General features: G+C 64.6%; 19 protein-coding genes and 1 tRNA gene. 12 read left to right on the forward strand and 8 right to left on the reverse strand.

The window, feature by feature from the left end:
• The first annotated feature begins 45 nt into the window (after positions 1–45).
• The gene (locus tag GSQ79_RS11085) at positions 46–627 is read left to right on the forward strand and encodes a YbhB/YbcL family Raf kinase inhibitor-like protein (RefSeq protein WP_158808782.1); all 582 of its coding nucleotides are present in this window, start codon (positions 46–48) and stop codon (positions 625–627) included.
• Between the two features lie 106 nt (positions 628–733).
• On the opposite strand, the gene GSQ79_RS11090 is transcribed toward GSQ79_RS11085, so the two are convergent.
• Positions 734–970, reverse strand: coding sequence for a hypothetical protein (locus GSQ79_RS11090; protein WP_158808783.1), 237 nt, complete (start codon positions 968–970; stop codon positions 734–736).
• Positions 971–1283: 313 nt separating this feature from the next.
• On the opposite strand from GSQ79_RS11090, the gene GSQ79_RS11095 reads away from it, so the two are divergent.
• Complete coding sequence (locus tag GSQ79_RS11095; protein WP_158808784.1) at positions 1284–3518, forward strand: ATP-binding protein; 2235 nt, start codon at positions 1284–1286, stop codon at positions 3516–3518.
• Positions 3519–3580: 62 nt separating this feature from the next.
• Here the strand turns inward: GSQ79_RS11095 and GSQ79_RS11100 are convergent, their stop codons facing one another.
• Complete coding sequence (locus GSQ79_RS11100) at positions 3581–3853, reverse strand: GlsB/YeaQ/YmgE family stress response membrane protein (protein ID WP_158808785.1); 273 nt, start codon at positions 3851–3853, stop codon at positions 3581–3583.
• Between the two features lie 214 nt (positions 3854–4067).
• Here GSQ79_RS11100 and GSQ79_RS11105 point away from each other — a divergent pair, with 214 nt between their 5' ends.
• The 3 genes from GSQ79_RS11105 to GSQ79_RS11115 are packed head-to-tail and all read left to right on the forward strand — an operon-like array spanning position 4068 to position 6404.
• Positions 4068–5210 carry an alanine racemase gene (locus GSQ79_RS11105; RefSeq protein ID WP_246725258.1) on the forward strand — a complete coding sequence of 381 codons (1143 nt, stop codon included), beginning with the start codon at positions 4068–4070 and terminating at the stop codon, positions 5208–5210.
• A 16-nt stretch (positions 5211–5226) separates the two neighbouring features.
• Positions 5227–5628 carry a RidA family protein gene (locus tag GSQ79_RS11110; protein WP_158808786.1) on the forward strand — a complete coding sequence of 134 codons (402 nt, stop codon included), beginning with the start codon at positions 5227–5229 and terminating at the stop codon, positions 5626–5628.
• Complete coding sequence (locus GSQ79_RS11115) at positions 5625–6404, forward strand: substrate-binding domain-containing protein (RefSeq protein ID WP_158808787.1); 780 nt, start codon at positions 5625–5627, stop codon at positions 6402–6404. The genes GSQ79_RS11110 and GSQ79_RS11115 overlap by 4 nt, the downstream gene beginning before the upstream one ends.
• An 88-nt stretch (positions 6405–6492) precedes the next feature.
• On the opposite strand, the gene GSQ79_RS11120 is transcribed toward GSQ79_RS11115, so the two are convergent.
• The 4 genes from GSQ79_RS11120 to GSQ79_RS11135 all read right to left on the reverse strand — a co-directional run bounded on the left by GSQ79_RS11120 (position 6493) and on the right by GSQ79_RS11135 (position 8045).
• Complete coding sequence (locus GSQ79_RS11120; RefSeq protein ID WP_158808788.1) at positions 6493–6882, reverse strand: response regulator; 390 nt, start codon at positions 6880–6882, stop codon at positions 6493–6495.
• Between the two features lie 75 nt (positions 6883–6957).
• On the reverse strand, positions 6958–7269 hold the full coding sequence (locus GSQ79_RS11125; protein WP_158808789.1) for a hypothetical protein: 312 nt from the start codon (positions 7267–7269) through the stop codon (positions 6958–6960).
• Between the two features lie 35 nt (positions 7270–7304).
• Entirely contained in the window at positions 7305–7580 is a 276-nt protein-coding gene (locus tag GSQ79_RS11130) for a hypothetical protein (protein ID WP_158808790.1), read from the reverse strand.
• Positions 7581–7643: 63 nt separating this feature from the next.
• Positions 7644–8045 (reverse strand): MarR family winged helix-turn-helix transcriptional regulator, encoded by a 402-nt coding sequence (locus GSQ79_RS11135; RefSeq protein WP_158808791.1) that lies wholly within the window; start codon positions 8043–8045, stop codon positions 7644–7646.
• Between the two features lie 925 nt (positions 8046–8970).
• On the opposite strand from GSQ79_RS11135, the gene GSQ79_RS11140 reads away from it, so the two are divergent.
• Positions 8971–10128: an alpha/beta hydrolase gene (locus GSQ79_RS11140; protein ID WP_158808913.1), complete on the forward strand. Its 1158-nt coding sequence runs from the start codon at positions 8971–8973 to the stop codon at positions 10126–10128.
• A gap of 642 nt (positions 10129–10770) precedes the next feature.
• On the opposite strand, the gene GSQ79_RS11145 is transcribed toward GSQ79_RS11140, so the two are convergent.
• Positions 10771–10845: transfer RNA gene (locus GSQ79_RS11145), tRNA-Thr, on the reverse strand.
• 290 nt (positions 10846–11135) lie between these two features.
• On the opposite strand from GSQ79_RS11145, the gene GSQ79_RS11150 reads away from it, so the two are divergent.
• The 6 genes from GSQ79_RS11150 (at position 11136) to GSQ79_RS11175 (ending at position 15706) form a co-directional block, all read left to right on the forward strand.
• Positions 11136–11315, forward strand: coding sequence for a hypothetical protein (locus tag GSQ79_RS11150; RefSeq protein ID WP_158808792.1), 180 nt, complete (start codon positions 11136–11138; stop codon positions 11313–11315).
• A gap of 7 nt (positions 11316–11322) precedes the next feature.
• The gene (gene murA / locus GSQ79_RS11155; RefSeq protein WP_158808793.1) at positions 11323–12618 is read left to right on the forward strand and encodes a UDP-N-acetylglucosamine 1-carboxyvinyltransferase; all 1296 of its coding nucleotides are present in this window, start codon (positions 11323–11325) and stop codon (positions 12616–12618) included.
• A 59-nt stretch (positions 12619–12677) separates the two neighbouring features.
• Positions 12678–13127, forward strand: coding sequence for a DUF2948 family protein (locus tag GSQ79_RS11160; RefSeq protein ID WP_158808794.1), 450 nt, complete (start codon positions 12678–12680; stop codon positions 13125–13127).
• A gap of 103 nt (positions 13128–13230) precedes the next feature.
• The gene (locus GSQ79_RS11165; RefSeq protein WP_158808795.1) at positions 13231–13533 is read left to right on the forward strand and encodes a hypothetical protein; all 303 of its coding nucleotides are present in this window, start codon (positions 13231–13233) and stop codon (positions 13531–13533) included.
• A gap of 51 nt (positions 13534–13584) precedes the next feature.
• Positions 13585–13758, forward strand: a complete 174-nt coding sequence (locus GSQ79_RS11170) for an antitoxin MazE-like protein (RefSeq protein ID WP_158808796.1) — start codon at positions 13585–13587, stop codon at positions 13756–13758.
• A 133-nt stretch (positions 13759–13891) separates the two neighbouring features.
• Positions 13892–15706, forward strand: coding sequence for an aminopeptidase P family protein (locus GSQ79_RS11175; protein ID WP_158808797.1), 1815 nt, complete (start codon positions 13892–13894; stop codon positions 15704–15706).
• Here the strand turns inward: GSQ79_RS11175 and GSQ79_RS11180 are convergent.
• Positions 15703–16488, reverse strand: a 786-nt coding sequence (locus GSQ79_RS11180) for a YeiH family protein (protein WP_246725260.1), incomplete at its 5' end; no start/stop codon positions are given. The two genes, GSQ79_RS11175 and GSQ79_RS11180, sit on opposite strands and share 4 nt — an antisense overlap.

Consider the following 16488-nt stretch of genomic DNA (forward strand, 5'->3'; position numbering starts at 1 on the left):
GAACCATCGAGCCCCGAAGCTGTTGCCGGTTCGGAGGATCTATCGATGCTGGAAAACGTGCCTGCCGCCCTTGGTCATGCCCTGAGTTCAATTCGCCCGGGGCTGGACAAAATCGTCTATGCCGGCAAGGACCTGGCCGCACCGGAGACGATCCGCGTGACGAGCGAGGCCTTTTCCGACGGCGGCGCGATCCCCGCGCGCTTCACCGACGACGGTGCCAAGATTTCCCCGCCACTGGCCTTCGCCGGTACCCCCGCAGCGGCAAAATCTCTGGTCCTCATCGTCGAGGATGCGGATAGTCCCACGCCCGCGCCGCTCTGCCATGCCCTGGTCTGGGCTATCGCGCCCGGCGACGGCGGTTTTCACGAAGCGGCGCTGGATGCGGATGCCATGCCCCCGGCGCGCTGCGGGGCGATCGTCGGCAAGAATTCGTTCCTGGCGCTCGGCTGGCTGCCGCCCGATCCGCCGACCGGCCACGGACAGCACCGCTATGCCTTCCAGGTGTTCGCGCTGGATGTGCGCCTCGATCTCGAGGCGGGCACGGGACGCGGGGCGCTGGTTCACGCGCTTCATGGCCATTTGCTGGCCAAGGGCCTGCTGATCGGGACGTACGAGCGCGTCGGCTGAGCATCTGCCCTCTTTCAAATGCAAAACGCGCCTCCGTTGAGGAGACGCGTTTGCGACGGCTTTAGACGCTTGCACTGATGCCTGCGAGCGCTTCGGACCGCCTGCTTTAGCGACCGGTGAAGACTGAGCCTATCGACGTGAAAATGTTGGAAGCGGGCGCGAACGCGCTGCGACCGGTCTGGACATTGACGTTATGAACCGGAAGCGGCGAACCGTCGGTGGCGATCGGGTTGATCGGGTTCGGATTGGCAGGGGTCGGGATCTGGGGCGACTGCGCTTGAGCGCTCGACGCAAGGACGACGGCAAGGGTCGCGGCGCAGATCGTAGCGGTAAGAGTTTTCATGATGGTCTCCTTTGAAGCGGATGATCCGCCGGCTGAAAGACCTTATTTGGTTTTGCAAAATCAGATAGCCCACAATTTAAATGGCTGCCATGCAGGCGTGCTGGGAACTTTTGAGAACGCGCCAAGGTGCGATCGATGGCATGGCACACCTAAAAGGTGTATTTCCGTTTGACTTAATTTTAAATAAAGTTAAATTTTACAGACGAGGCCTTATAAAGTGTCTCGAAGCCGATGGGCCTCACTCGTGGGTTCGCCGACCGCTTTTCCAGCCGATAAATTCAAGCGAGCGGGCCGTCTGTCCATGGAACGCCTCGTGAATTTCGATGCAGATGGTTCGGACGTCGCTCTCCTCCGCCACCAAACCGCGCTGGCGCGATTTGGAGAACTTGCCCTGCGTTCGGACGATCTGGATGAAATCCTCACCGAGGCCTGCCGGCTCGCCGCTCAGGCCCTCGGAACGGACCTCGCCAAGGTCGTCGAACTCCAGCAAGACGGCAAAACGCTTCTGGTCCGCGCCGGCATCGGCTGGAAGTCCGGCGTGGTCGGCGTAACCACAGTCCTGGCCCTCGACGACACATCGGAAGACCACGCCCTTCGCACGGGCGAGCCGATGATCTCGCCGGACATCGAGACGGAAACGCGATTTCGCTATGCCCCGTTCCTGATCGACAACGGCGTCAGGGCCGTCGCCAACGTCATCATCATCGGGGGAAGCGGGAAGCCGCCCTTCGGGATCCTGCAGATCGATAGCCGCACCCCGCGCCAGTTCACCGACAAGGACACCGATTTTCTCCGCACCTATGCCAACTTGCTTGCGGCGGCGGTCGACCGGCTGCATGTCCTTAAAGAGGTTCGCGACGCGCAGGCCAGACTTCGCCTCGCAATCGAGGCCGGAGAACTCGGCAGTTGGGAACTGGACCTCGCGTCCGGCACCGCATGGCGATCGACCCGGTGCGACCAGATCTTCGGCGATACCGATCCCAACCTGCCCTGGACCTTCGATACGTTCCTCAGTCACGTCGTTCTCGAAGACCGCCCCAATGTCGCCTTGGCGCTTCAGCATGCGATCGATGACCTCGAGGACTGGCACTTTCAGTGCCGGATCCGCCGTGCCAACGATCATGCGCTACGCTGGATCGAGACCCATGGGCGACCGGACGGTATTCAGCACGACAAAAACAAACCGCGTCATCTCCTTGGCATCGTCACCGACATCACCAGCCGCAAGGAGGATGAAGCCCTGCTCCTGCAATCCAAGGAGGGCCTCGAAGCGATGGTTGCGGAGCGCACCCGCGCCCTCACGCTGGCGAACGCCAGGCTGGAAGCGGAGGCGATCGAACGCGAGCGCGTCGAAGAAGCGCTGCGCCAATCGCACAAGATGGAAGCCGTCGGCCAGTTGACCGGCGGCTTGGCACACGACTTCAACAATCTGGTGGGCATCATTTCCGGCAATCTGGAACTCGCCCGCATGCGCGCCGGGCAAGGTCGTGTCGCCGAGTTGGAGCGTTACATCGAGCCGGCGATGACCGCGGCAAAACGGGCGACGGCGCTGACGCACCGCCTGCTTGCCTTTTCGCGGCTGCAGACGCTGGATCCCAGGCCGATCGACATGAACGCTCTGGTCAACGGCATGGAGGAGCTTTTCCGTCAGACGGTGGGGCCTAGCGTTGCAATCGAATGCCGTTTGATGGCGGCGCTATGGCCGACCTTATGCGACTCGAACCAGTTGGAAAACGCGTTGCTCAATCTGGTGATCAACGCGCGGGATGCGATGCCCGACGGCGGCCACCTCGAGATCGAGACACGAAACGCCGGCTATCTCAACGGAAGCGTCCGGGATGCCGCGGCGGAAACGCTGCCACCGGGCGACTACGTGGTTCTCAGCGTCACCGATGCCGGCTCCGGCATGACGCCCGACGTCATCACCCGCGCCTTCGATCCCTTCTTCACTACCAAACCGGTCGGCAAGGGCACGGGATTGGGCCTGTCCATGGTCTATGGTTTCGTCAAGCAATCCGGTGGCCACGTGACGCTGCGCAGCGCGGCCGGCAAGGGCACGACCGTGACGATCTATCTGCCGCGCAATCGCGGCGCGATCACCGGCACTGTCGCATCCGTCACGGCCTTGCACATGAGCCCCGCTCAGCAAGGCGCGGTCATCCTCGTGGTGGACGACGAAGCCGCGATGCGCGGCATTGTCATCGATGTGCTGTCGGACTTGGGGTACGGCGTGCTGCAAGCGGCCGATGGCGCTTCCGGCCTGCTGGTCGTCGAGTCCGGCGTGCGTATCGACCTTCTGCTGACCGATGTCGGCCTGCCAGGCGGGATGAGCGGACGCCAGTTCGCGGCCATCGCACGCGGCCGGCGACCAGCGTTGAAAGTCTTGTTCATCACCGGTTACGCCGAGAGCGCGGCGCTTGCCAACGGCTGGATGGAAAACGGCATGGAGGTTCTCACAAAGCCCTTTGCCATCGATGTGCTGGCTGCAAAAGTCACCGGAATGGTAGACGAATCGTCGAACGCCGCCGATCCCACGCGAGCCGCTTGAGCCCCGCGAAGCGCCCGAGGCTTCAAGCCGCGGACGCTCCCTTGAAAGCTGAGGTCCAAACGTTAATAGCGTCGACCGCCGCCACGCACGAGTCGGATGAGCAGCAGCAGGATCACGGCGCCGATGGTGGCGTTGATGATCGCGGAGACCATGCCGGTTCCGAGGTGAATGCCGACCCGCGGAAGAACCCAGTCGCCGATGAAGGCGCCGACGATGCCGATGACGAGATCGCCGATGATGCCGAGCCCAGTGCCCTGGACGATCAGACCGGCGAGCCATCCGGCGATGATGCCGACGACGATGATGACCAAAATGCTTTCACTCGACATGTGCATCGTCTTGCCTTTCCGGCGGTGAGCCCGACGACTGCGGGCTTCTGAGACGTCATGTAGCGCAGTGGGCACCCCGATCAACGGCGTTTTGACTCAGGGCGACCACGAAGCCCCAGGAAAAAGGTCTATGGCGCCGTGCCGCGCCGCGTGATTACTGGCGGCGGATATTTCGCATCGGAACACGCTCCTGAACCAGTCTCCTGCTTCATCCGCGGACGTGGCAATCACGGTCGACGCCTTGCCGACCCCGAGCCTGCTGCTCGACCAGGGCCGCCTCGACCGCAATATCGCGACGATGCGCACGCATCTCGCCGCGCTCGGCGTCGGCTTTCGCCCGCATCTCAAGACGGCGAAGAGTCTCGACGTCGCGCTGCGGGCGATGCATGGCGCGAGCGGCCCGGCGATCGTCTCGACGCTGCGGGAAGCGGCTTTTTTCGCCGCACGCGGCGTCCGCGACCTGCTCTACGGCGTCGGCATCACGCCACAGAAACTCGACGAGGTCGGGGCGATCCGATCACGCTACGGCGCCGATCTCGCCATCATCGTCGACAATCTCGCCCAGGCCGAGGCGGTCGCGCACTGGTCGACGACGCAGGCGCACCCTCTGCCGGTGCTGATCGAAATCGACTCAGACGGGCACCGCTCCGGCGTCCGCCCGGACGATGCCGCCACTCTCGTCGCCATCGGCCGTGCGCTGCACGCGGGCGGCGCAATCCTGCGCGGCGTGCTCACCCATGCCGGTGGCAGCTACGCGCTCGACCGGCCGGACGCCCTTGCGGCGGCGGCGGACGCCGAGCGCGACGCGGTGGTGGGCGCCGCCGCAATTTTGCGCGCCGCAGGCCTGCCCTGCCCGGTCGTCAGCATGGGCTCGACCCCGACCGCGCGCTTCGCCCGCGACCTGACCGGCGTCACCGAGGTGCGCTGCGGCGTCTTCATGTTCGGCGATCTCGTCCAGGCCGGCATCGGCTCCTGCGGGATCGCGGATATCGCGATCTCGGTGCTGACCACCGTCATCGGCCACCAGCGCGCCAAAGGCTGGATCATCACCGACGCCGGCTGGATGGCGCTGTCGCGCGATCGCGGCACCAGCAAGCAGCGGGTCGACCAGTTTTATGGCGTCGTCTGCGACCCGGGCGGCCTCCCGATCCCCGATCTCGTCGTCGTGGACGCCAACCAGGAACACGGGATTGTCGCCGTCCGGCCCGGCAGCGCCGGCATCCTGCCCGACTTGCCGGTCGGCACCAGACTTCGCATCCTGCCTAATCACGCCTGCGCGACGGGAGCGCCGTATGATGCCTATCATGTCATCGGCGAGGCCGGCACGGTCGTGGCGCGATGGCCCCGGTTCAACGGCTGGTAATGGAATGACGACCATCATGAAATATCCTATCGAGGCCATCGCCACGGCGGCGGCGCCGACACCGGCGGGGCATTATGCCCAAGCCGTCGCCTGGGGTGACCTCGTCTTCGTGTCCGGCCAGCTGCCGGTTCGGGCCGACGGCACGCTTGGCGCGGACCAACCTTTCGAGTCGCAGGTCCGCCAGACGCTCGCCAACGTCCTGGCCATCCTGGAGGCCGCGGGCAGCGGGCCGGACGGCGTGTTGAAGGTGACCGCCTACATCGTCGGCGTCGAGAATTGGCCGGCCTTCAACGCCATCTACGCCGAGGTGTTCGGTGCCGCGCGCCCGGCCCGCGCCGTCGTGCCGGTGCCGAGCCTGCATCACGGATACCTCATCGAGATCGAGGCCACGGCTGTCCGTGGGGCGCAAACGTCATGATCGGGGTCGCCCTAAAACACGCACTGCCATTCGCGCTCGCAGTCGGCGTCGTGGCGATCGGCATCCTGCGACCAGCCGCCGGTCACGCCGCCGAGCTCGAGCTGTTGAGCTCGGTCGCGCTGAAGGCGCCGCTTACGGAGTTGCTTCCCGCCTTCGAAAAAGCGAGCGGCACCACGGTACATGCGACCTTCGACTCGGCTGGGGCCGTCAAACATCGGATCGAGAGCGGCGACGCCTTCTGTGTCGGGATCCTGTTCACCAGCGCCGTCGACAGCCTGGTCAAGACAGGGGCGATGACGGACGCATCCCGCCTCGCCCATATCGGCATCGGTCTGGCCTATCGGAAACAGGATGCAAGGCCAGCGGCCGCGACGCTGGAGGACTTCAAGGCGACGCTTCTTGCCGCGAAATCGATCGCCGTCAGCGACCCCGCACTCGGCGGCGTCTCGTCGGCCTACTACAAGACCACCATCGATCAGTTGGGCCTTGCACTGCAACTCGCCGCGAAAACGATCCTGACCCGACCCGGCGAAGGCGCCAAGCCTGTTGCCGCCGGACAGGCGGATCTCGGCATTGTCACGATGAGCGAAATTGCCACCCTGCCCGGGCTCGATGCGGTGCCGCTGTTTCCCGCCGACCCGAAAACCCAGGCCGCGTTCTCTGTCGGACTGTCGAGCGCGTGCAAGGAGCCCGAAGTCGCGAAGAGGTTCATCGCATCCCTGCGGACGCCGCAAGCTGCCGCCATCTTCAAAGCCAAGAACATCGACCCGGACTAGCGTGCCGACCGCTGAAGAGGCCCAGCCTGAGCGATAAGCCGTCGCTCTCGTTTCAACGAGGCTGGCCGGTGTCAGAAACGCAGCCGAATCACCCTACCTCGGCCTGGTCCTTGATCATCGCGTCGACGTGACCCAACACCTCGCGGTTGCTGTAAGGCTTGGTAAGAAAACGCGCCTCATGCGGAATCGACTCATCCATGATCTTGGGTCCGCCGGACGTAATCAGCAGCAGCACCCTGGGCCACTGCTCTTTCACCTGCTGCGCCAGGGACAGCCCGTCGCGCCCGGCCGGCAGCTGAACATCGGTGAACAACAGCGTGATATCGGACCGCGTCTCCAGAAATCCGACCGCCGTCTCTGTATCGGCCGCCTCCAGCACCGCGTATCCCGCCTCCTTCAGCAACTCCGCGGCGTGCATGCGCAGAACGCCATTGTCATCGACGACGAGGATCAAGGGCTGGCGCGTGGTGTTGCTCATGCCGTAAGAACCACGACCTTAACAATTGGTTGCCGGGCCGCGCCGAAAACCGGCGCGCGATGTGACCCGGCGAGGCTAAAAATAGTCGCGATAAACCGAAGCACAGGCCCACGCCACGCAGCCGACTTCAATGACCGTCAGGACAAGAGCGACCATCCGCCACCGCGTGAAGTGCCACACCCACAGGCTCAGGCCGGTGGTGATGACAAGCCCGCCGAAGGCCGCCGCGGCGACTGCGGCATTGGTCCAAGGCTCGGCTCCTGCCGTAATCATCTCGCTGGGATCGAGGCCGAAGGCCATCATCGCGAACGCGGTCGCCAGAAGACCTGCGACACCCAAGGTGCCGAATGATACGAGCCACATCGCGACGGTGCGTTTATCCCGCATCACATGGGACGCTTGCGGTGGCCAATCCATGGCACTCAAGCTTCGGAATTTTGCCCGCCGTCCTTCGCTTTGCCGGAACACCGAAGCTGCTGCGGCGTCGCCACCTCAGTCCATTCGCCCGAATCGTGGAGGATTAGATTCAACGGCATTTTGAACCGGTTGTCCTCAACGCATCCGTACTCGTCCTCGTCATGCGCGTTCAAGCGCAGGGTCGCAGCAATCTGCTCCCGCGCATCGAAGTCGTCGATGGCGTAAACCCAAAAACTATCATGATCGGTCTGGCCCATGGGCCAGACATGAAAGTTCGGCATTGCCCGCCCCCGCCATCCGACAAGGGTCTAGGCTAACGCGTGCAAAAATGAAGTCGAGAAGAATTACGTGTGAATTGGCCGCCCCAAAAAGGCATTTCCTGATCTAGACGCCTTTCTGTCGAAGTCGAGAGACGCAAGCAGGTCCATCGTCTTGCGGAGCGCGGCCGCTTCTTCGGGACCATAGGTCGCTTCGAACCGTAGCTGCGCCTTTTCCCAAAGGATATCGCAGGCCTCGAGCTTGCTTCGCCCAGCCTCGGTGAGCACCACAAGCTTGACCCGGCGGTCCAGCTTCTTGGAGTGCAACTCGATCAGCCCGTCGCGCTCAAGTGGGCGGAGCGTGTGCGACAGGGCCGAGCGGTCGAGCACCAGGGCCGACGCGAGGTCTGTCATGGACGGCGAGCCGAGACGCGCGATCTGCTGCATCAGGGCATGCTGCGTCGCCCGCAGCCGACAGGGCGCCAGCATCTCATCGTAGAAGGCACCAAGCCGACGCGACGCGCGTTTTGCTGCCGCATTGTTGCAAGAGCTTCGATCCAATTTTGAAAGACAGTTCACTGGAACACACTCGCTGCTTCACTAAGTTGAAGAGACCTCGAACATTGAAACGGAAGCCTCTGCCGTCAAGCGCATTTTAGCGTGGCTATGCCAGCATTGAAGCTTAAATTGTCGCCTCCTCCAGCGCGTTTTCATGGTTACAAAAACCCTAATCGGGCTGGAAACAACCGGTTGATAGTCGCCGCTTGAGACTTTCCCTATCGTCATATTTCGGCCCAAGAAATATTTTGGTCGGCCGCAAAGAATGTTTTGAAAACCATTTTAGCTTATCAAAAGATAGACGCAAGAATACATTCCGTCAATTATATTGCGCACTAAATGAATTTAACTGATTTGTATTACTTCGGCCGGCTCTAGAGCACCCGTCCATCGGAACGGCCCGAATGGCGCAAAACCGCGCCGTATCAGTGCCCGATCCCGCCACGCGCCGGCCCAAGGAACGACAGACCACCCGAATCAAGGGTCCCCGCGCCGCCAATCCCGCTCTCCGCCGCGCTCGACGACGTACTTTGCAGGCTTGGCCGAACCGGCTCGACGGCCGGGCTCGTGCTGACCCGGTGATACGCTCTTTTTGCACGATGACCTGCAAGGGCGGGCAGCGTCGCCCCCGCCATCAGGGCCGCAGCGATCAGCATCGCGACTTTCGGCATCGGTCTCATCTCCAATAAGAGCCGCGAACGGCAGCGCCACCTTTTCGTGGCGTCATGCTCTAGCTGAACCTTGCGGCGCAACCATGAACGCGCTGCGGAGGCCGCTCAGTCGAACGGCGGCGCAACGCGGTCACGCACCGTGCTAGTGACGCCGCTCAGCTCCATTCGGCAAAGGCCGCACCATGATGATGAAGACCTTTTGTGCGAGCGTTGTTCTGCTCTGCGCCGCAGCCTCTGCGCCGAGCGCCGCTGACGCCCCCACGCTTCGCGACGGCTATGTCTTCGTCGGCGGCCATTACGAGACGGTCAACGGCAGGACGGCTGCGGTCGGTCAGATGTTCGTCGAATACCACCGGCCGGCCACCATCACGCAGCCCTATCCCGTCGTCATGGTCCACGGTTCGGCGCAGACCGGAGTCAATTTCCTCGGCACGCCGGACGGCCGGCCCGGCTGGGCGCAACGCTTCGTCGAGAAAGGCTTTGCCGTCTATGTCGTCGATCAGGTCGGGCGCGGGCGGTCCGGCGACAATCCCGAGGCTTACGGGCCCTATACCCGGCTGCAGCCGAGCGACCTGGAAGACCTCTATACCGGCCAGGAGACGCGCAATCTTTTCCCGCAGGCCAGACTCCACACGCAATGGCCGGGTGGGCCCGGTGTCCGAGGCAACCCCGCCTTCGACCAGTTCTTCGCCTCGCAAGTGCCTTATCTCGCCAGCGCGGTAAAGACCGAAGAACTCGTCGACCCCGCCCTTGCCGATCTGCTGCAGACGATCGGGCCGGCCGTGCTCCTGACGCACTCGCAGGCTGGCGTGTTCGGTTTTGCCGCGTCGGATCAGCATCCCGACCTCGTCAAGGCGCATGTCGCCGTGGAGCCGAACGGGCCGCCGTTCTTCGACATCCGCTTCAAGGGCGGCGCGGACTGGTGGGAGAAAGCCAGCGACGCGCCGGCACGGGCCTATGGCCTCACCCGCGTGCCCCTGACCTTCGATCCGCCCATCCATACCGCGGGCGATCTCGCCATCGTCCAGGCCGATCGTCCGACCCGCGCCGACCAGATCCGCTGCTGGCTCCAGCGCGAGCCGGCGCGCAAGCTCCCCAACATCGCCAAGGTGCCGACCGTTATCGTCACCGGCGAGGCCTCGTTCCGCGCCACCATGGATGATTGCACCAGTGCGTTTCTGGAGCAGGCCGGCGCCAGGCCGGACCGCCTGGATCTTGCGGCGCACGACATCCATGGCAACGGCCATATGATGATGCTGGAGGCAAACAACATCGCCGTGGCCGACGCGATCATCGCCTGGGTCGAGGCGCATGTCGCAGGCAAGGACGACTCGAAGAGGTAAGCCCGGGCAGATGCAAACCCATGCTGCATGCGAGAATCGACCGCGCCCATGCGCATCGAGGCGCCTTTCAAGAGGCCCGAAATCACATCATCGTGGGCTATGCCACCAAATCCATGGACCTGCGTTGAATGGCAGAGGCCAAGCTGATGCCTCCAAACAGGGATAGCCATTATGACGATTCAGAAGATTTTGCTGGTCCTCGCTTTCGGTGCGGCCGCCTTGACCGCAACGGTTGGAACGGCCTCCGCCGATTGGCATCACCGGTGGCATCCTCATCACTACTGGCATCACCACCACTAGGATGCCGTTCTAGATATCGAGCCGCCCCACGGGGCGGCTTTTTTATGTGATCGAAGGTCTCGTTCGTCCGTCGATCGAGACCCGGAAGCAATGCCGTTCGCCAGCGTGACCCGCCAAACGCCCCGAGCGTAAAATCAAAAAGCCGGTCTCGCATGAAACGAGACCGGCCCATTCTTGGGAGACGCGTCGTTTGGGGGGACGCACCGTGGCTGTGAGCGGCCTAGCTTATCGAATGCTTAAGGGTGGATATTTGCACGCATTGAGATGCAAAAGCCCCACTGCGGTCTGCGGACGAGGACAGCGGCCGATACGTCCGCGCGAACAGAGGCTGGCGCTATTAACTGGTGCTGCGAGCGAGGATTGAACTCGCGACCTCTCCATTACCAATGGAGTGCTCTACCACTGAGCTACCGCAGCAAGGCCTGGCGAATGAGTGCGTCGAACGAAGCGCGTTGCGTCACAGGCGGGTGCCTTGTGCCATAGGCTTCGCAGCGAGACAAGCAAGGGATGGCAGAAATCCACCGGCCGCGCTTGTGACGGCGCGGGCGACAGCCTACAAGCGGTTCCCATCCCGGGCACACGCCCCAATGTCTTGGACGGCGGGCGCGGGACGACACGGGCATGGCGCGGACGACAGGCCTCGGCCTCGATCTTGCGGACTCTCCGCGGATTGGCCGGCGTTTGAGTCGCGCGCAGGGCGTTTTACGATGAACGAGAGCGCGGCCGCCGCCAAGGCGGCGAAACAGCGGCGTCTCGCCGAGGCGCTGCGGGCCAATCTGCGGCGGCGCAAGGCGGCGGGACAGGCGAACGACGAACCGGCGCTCGCTCCATCCGGGAGCGAGCCGGCGGAGACCGCCGGATCATCCGGCAGCGAAGACGAGGGTTAGAGCAGGCATGGATCGTATTCGCATCGTCGGGGGGCAGAAGCTCCACGGGACCATTCCGATCTCGGGTGCGAAGAACGCCGCCCTGCCGCTGATGATCGCCTCGCTGCTCACCCGCGAAACGCTGAGCCTGCAGAACGTGCCAGCCCTTGCCGACGTCAACATGCTGGTTCGTATCCTCGGCCACCACGGCGTCGACTATTCGCAGAACGGCCGCCGCGTCGGCGAGGACGAGCACGCCGCCCGTGCCATCCATCTCTGCGCCCGCGATATCGTCGACACCACCGCCCCCTACGAGTTGGTCTCCAAGATGCGGGCGAGCTTTTGGGTCATCGCGCCACTGCTGGCGCGGATGGGCGAGGCACGGGTCTCGTTGCCCGGCGGCTGCGCCATTGGCACCCGCCCGGTCGATCTCCTGCTGATGGCGCTGGAAAAGCTCGGCGTCGAGATGGAGATCGAGGCAGGCTATGTCCATGCCAAGGCGCCGAAGGGCCTGATCGGTGCGGAAATCGCATTTCCGACGGTCACCGTCGGCGGCACCCACACCGCGATCATGGCCGCCGTGCTGGCCAAGGGCCACACCGTCATCACCAATGCCGCGCGCGAGCCCGAGGTCGTGGACCTCGCCACCTGCCTCAACAAGATGGGCGCCAAGATCAAGGGCGTCGGCCAGTCGCGCGTCGAGATCGAGGGCGTGGGCAGCCTCACCGGCGCCTATCACCGCGTCCTCTCCGACCGGATCGAGGCTGGCACCTACGCGATGGCCGCGGCGATGGCCGGCGGCGACGTGATGCTGGAGGGCGCCGAGCCCGACCTGCTCGGCAGCGCGCTCGAGGCGATCACCCAGGCAGGGGCCACCGTCACCACCACCAACGAGGGCATCCGGGTGCAGCGCAACGGTGCGGGCCTGACCGCCGTCGACGTGTCGACCGCGCCGTTCCCCGGCTTCCCCACCGATCTGCAGGCGCAGTTCATGGCGCTGATGACGATGGCCAAGGGCCGCTCGCGCATCACCGAGACGATTTTTGAAAACCGCTTCATGCACGTGCAGGAGCTTGCCCGCCTCGGCGCCCACATCAAGCTGGAGGGTGACGTCGCCCTCGTCGATGGAGTGAAGATGCTGCAGGGCGCCCCGGTCATGGCGACGGATCTGCGCGCCTCGGTCTCCCTCGTGATCGCCGCGCTGGCCGCCGAGGGCGAGACCGTGGTCAATCGCGTCTACCACCTCGACCGCGGCTTCGAGCACCTCGAGGCGAAACTGGGCCGCTGCGGCGCCGTCGTCGAGCGCCTGTCGAACCCCGGCTAAGGCGGTGCGTTAGGCTTTGATATTGCTAGGGCATCCGCCCGCCTGGAAGGACGGTGCTCATGACCAATCCCCTTCGCCTTGTCGCCCTCGATGAAGACGATCTCGCGGTCGTTTCCGCCAATCTGCAGGATGCGCTGATTGCGGTCGTGGATATGGCGTACCTTCCACAAGCAAAACGCTTCGCGATGGTCGGGAGACGATTCGATTGGGTCAAGGCCGGCGCCGGGGTCATCGAGCGCTGCGCGATGGGCCTGCATTTCGAACGCGTCCTGAGCGTCGCCCGGACGGGTTTTTCGCAGGACGAGAGCGAGCGGGTGCTCAATTTGCTGGCCGTGCATTTTCAGCCGGGCGAGGCGCCGGCCGGCACCATCCGCCTGACCTTTTCCGGCGGGGCCGCGGTGCGGCTCGAGGTCGAATGCCTGGAGGCGCAGATGCGCGACCTCGGCGACCGCTTCGTCTGCGACAAGCAGCCGGCACACCCGATCGAAGAGTCGGCGCAGGCGATTTGACAGCTCACGGAATGGTGTGACGCGCGCGCGATCACGACCGCGTGGCGTTAAGCTTGAGGTAACCATGTTCGCGCTGTTTGAGGACGTCAAACCGGAGCTTTCCATGACGTCCATTTCCAGCGTGATCCAACAGAACCTCCTGACGCAGCAACAGCTTCTGCAGCAGCAGCTGCTGCAGACCGAAGCCACCCAACAGGCCACCGACGCCCAGGCGGCGAGTGCCAGTTCTTCGACCGCGACCACGTCGACGAACACGGCCGCCGCGCCGACGGTCAGCATCGGGCAGTCGGCATCGGTATCGGGTGCCGCAGCCTCGGCCTTGTCGCAGATCGCCACGAGCGGCAGCGCCCAGGCCGCCGACCCCGCCGCGAAGGTCGATCAGGCGATCAAGAGTTACGGGGAATAACTCGCCCCACGCGACGACGCCGCACCGCGATTCGTCAGATTCGGCAGCCCCTTGGGGCATCTCCGGGCGCAGGATCTGCGCGCCCTTCAGATCTGGGTCCCCGGCGTGCGGTCGCCCGCTTATCACGCCGGAGCTCATCGGCAGTCGCTGGTCGTGGCGTCCAGCGATACCGTTGATCAAGCCTTTATCGAGGCTGTGTCAGAAGGGGCGATGGAAACGCGGTGACATTTGGACCGGATCCGGCGGCGCCGATTGCTTCGGCACGCCGCTTGTGTTTCTCGGGCTGGCGAGTTCGACGAACCTCAAATGACCCACCCGCCCCGTTGCCGCACCGCCCTAGCCGCTCTACGCTCGCGCCATGTTTGAAAGCCACTTCCAATCCTTCGACGACACGGCGACGCGCGACCACAGCGCGGCGCGCCTGAAGAGCCTGCGCAACGAGCTGGCGCGGCTCGATCTCGCCGGCTTCGTCGTGCCGCGGGCCGACCGCCACCAGAACGAATATGTGCCGCCGAGCGAGGAGCGTCTGGCTTGGCTCACCGGTTTTTCGGGCTCGGCCGGCCTAGCCGTGGTGCTGAAGACCAAGGCGGCGATCTTCGTCGACGGGCGCTACACGCTGGCCGTCCACGATCAGGTCGACACCAAGGTCGTGACACCCGTCGCCATCGCCGAGCAGACGCCGGAAGCTTGGATCGCCGCCAACCTGAGCGCGGGCGAAAAACTCGGCTACGATCCATGGCTGGCGACGCCGGGCCAGGTCAGCCGCCTGCGCAAGGCGGCAAAGGAGGCCGGTGCCGAGCTTGTCGCCGTCGGCTCGAACCCGATCGATGCTGTCTGGTCTGACCGGCCGCAGCCGCCGCGCGGCCTGATCAGCCTGCGCGGGCCGCGGCTCGCCGGCGAAACATCGGCCAAGAAGCTCGCGCGGGCTGCGGGAGCAATCGGCAAGGCCGATGCGCTTCTCATCTCCGACCCGCACGGCATCGCCTGGGCTTTTAATATCCGCGGCTCGGACGTGTCGCATACGCCATTGCCGCTCGGCTTTGCGCTGATCCCCGCCGTCGGCCACCCGACGCTCTTCGTCGACGCGCGCAAGCTCGGGGCCGCCGAGCATGCGGCGCTATCCGACATCGCGACGATCGCCAACGAAGACACCGTCGAGACGGTGCTGGCCGCGCTCGGCAAAACCGGCAAGACCGTCCTGTTCGACGCCGCCACCGTGCCGGCGCGGCTCACGCAGAGCCTGGAAAAGGCCGGCGGCAAGGTCGACCTCGGGCGCGAGCCGATCGCGCTGATGAAGGCACGCAAGAACGCCGCGGAACTGCGCGGCACCCGCGCGGCGCATCTGCGCGACGGCATTGCGGTGACGCGGTTCCTCCATTGGTTCGCGACGCATGCCAAGCCCGGCAAGCTCACCGAGATCGACGCGGCGGAGGCACTGGAGAGTTTTCGCCGGGAGACCAAGAAACTGAAGGACGTATCCTTCCCCTCGATCTCGGCGGCCGGCCCGAACTCGGCGATCCCGCATTATCGCGTCAGCCAAAGCTCCAACCGCACGATCGATCGCGGCATGTTTTTGATCGACTCCGGGGCGCAGTACGAGGACGGCACCACCGACGTCACGCGAACGCTCGCCATTGGTCGCCCGACCGCTGAAATGCGCGACCGTTTCACCCGCGTGCTGAAGGGACATATCGCCATCGCCGAAGCCGTATTTCCGGTGGGCACGTCGGGCGCGCAGATCGACGCTCTGGCCCGGATGCCCCTATGGCAGGCGGGCCTCGATTTCGACCACGGCACCGGACATGGCGTCGGCGTCTATCTCTCCGTGCACGAGGGGCCGCAGCGGATCTCCAAGGCCGGCCATGTCGCGTTGGAGCCGGGCATGATCCTCTCCAACGAGCCCGGTTTCTACAAAGCCGGGCACTGGGGTATCCGCATCGAGAACCTGATCGTCGTCGAGCCACGCGTGATCGAGGGCGGCGAGCGCAAGATGCTGGGGTTCGAAACCATCACGCTGGCGCCGATCGACCTGACGCTGGTGGATAACAAACTGCTGGATGCGGCCGAGCGCGCCTGGCTCAACGCATACCACGCCCGGGTGCGCAAGGAGATCGGCCCGCATCTGGCGCCGGATGAAAAGCGCTGGCTGACGGCGGTAACGACGAAGATCTAAGCGACGCCCAGCACCCGGATCAGCCCGAAGCTGATGAGGCCGAGCACGACGAGCGATGCAGTGACCGCCATAGTCACCCTCAAGCCCGCCCGCGCGACGACGCGAATGTCGACGCCGAGTCCGAGCGCCGCCATCGACACGGTGGTCAGTAGGCTCGCGAGGATCGCCGTCGGTTCGAGCGCGGGCTGCGGGATCCAACCCATCGTACGGATCGCGGCGACGACGAGAAAGCCGACGATGAACCAGGGCACCAGATGATGGATGGCGAGGTGTCCCTTGTTCGGGCGGTTGCCCGTCGTGACGTCGGGCGCCGCCTCATCCGTTTCGTCACGCAGTCTTGACGCCAGAAGCGACATTGCGAGGACCACGGGGCCAAGCATCAGCACGCGCACCAGCTTGACCACCGTGCCGACCTGGTTGCTCAACGCGCCGATCGGCAGGGTCGCCGCCAGCACCTGCGGCACGGCGTAGACGGTGAGGCCAGCCATCACGCCATACTGCGTCAGCGACATCGACAGAAGCGGCACCAGCAACGGCAGCACCAGCACGACGACAACCCCGAGCACCGCGGTGAAAGCGATCGACGAGGCCACGTCCTCGCCATCGGCGCCGATCACCGGCGCCACCGCGGCGATCGCCGAGTTGCCGCAGATCGAGTTGCCGCAGGCCACCAGGATCGCCATGCGCCGCGGCAGACCGAGCGCCCGGCTGATGCCGTAGCTCGTGGCGACGGCGACCGCGACGACAACCGCAATGCCGATCAGCAGTGCCGGGCCGATTGC

The organism is Beijerinckia sp. L45, from assembly GCF_009765775.1.
Taxonomy (GTDB): Bacteria; Pseudomonadota; Alphaproteobacteria; order Rhizobiales; family Beijerinckiaceae; genus RH-AL1.

Excerpts from the sequence above, each read along its gene's own strand:
- GSQ79_RS11085 (WP_158808782.1), top strand. The coding sequence starts at position 46 with ATGCTGGAAAACGTGCCTGCCGCCCTTGGTCATGCCCTGAGTTCAATT.
- GSQ79_RS11090 (WP_158808783.1), bottom strand. The coding sequence starts at position 970 with ATGAAAACTCTTACCGCTACGATCTGCGCCGCGACCCTTGCCGTCGTC.
- GSQ79_RS11100 (WP_158808785.1), bottom strand. The coding sequence starts at position 3,853 with ATGCACATGTCGAGTGAAAGCATTTTGGTCATCATCGTCGTCGGCATC.
- GSQ79_RS11110 (WP_158808786.1), top strand. The coding sequence starts at position 5,227 with ATGAAATATCCTATCGAGGCCATCGCCACGGCGGCGGCGCCGACACCG.
- GSQ79_RS11115 (WP_158808787.1), top strand. The coding sequence starts at position 5,625 with ATGATCGGGGTCGCCCTAAAACACGCACTGCCATTCGCGCTCGCAGTC.
- GSQ79_RS11120 (WP_158808788.1), bottom strand. The coding sequence starts at position 6,882 with ATGAGCAACACCACGCGCCAGCCCTTGATCCTCGTCGTCGATGACAAT.
- GSQ79_RS11125 (WP_158808789.1), bottom strand. The coding sequence starts at position 7,269 with ATGCGGGATAAACGCACCGTCGCGATGTGGCTCGTATCATTCGGCACC.
- GSQ79_RS11130 (WP_158808790.1), bottom strand. The coding sequence starts at position 7,580 with ATGCCGAACTTTCATGTCTGGCCCATGGGCCAGACCGATCATGATAGT.
- GSQ79_RS11135 (WP_158808791.1), bottom strand. The coding sequence starts at position 8,045 with ATGCTGGCGCCCTGTCGGCTGCGGGCGACGCAGCATGCCCTGATGCAG.
- GSQ79_RS11140 (WP_158808913.1), top strand. The coding sequence starts at position 8,971 with ATGATGAAGACCTTTTGTGCGAGCGTTGTTCTGCTCTGCGCCGCAGCC.
- GSQ79_RS11150 (WP_158808792.1), top strand. The coding sequence starts at position 11,136 with ATGAACGAGAGCGCGGCCGCCGCCAAGGCGGCGAAACAGCGGCGTCTC.
- murA (WP_158808793.1), top strand. The coding sequence starts at position 11,323 with ATGGATCGTATTCGCATCGTCGGGGGGCAGAAGCTCCACGGGACCATT.
- GSQ79_RS11160 (WP_158808794.1), top strand. The coding sequence starts at position 12,678 with ATGACCAATCCCCTTCGCCTTGTCGCCCTCGATGAAGACGATCTCGCG.
- GSQ79_RS11165 (WP_158808795.1), top strand. The coding sequence starts at position 13,231 with ATGACGTCCATTTCCAGCGTGATCCAACAGAACCTCCTGACGCAGCAA.
- GSQ79_RS11175 (WP_158808797.1), top strand. The coding sequence starts at position 13,892 with ATGTTTGAAAGCCACTTCCAATCCTTCGACGACACGGCGACGCGCGAC.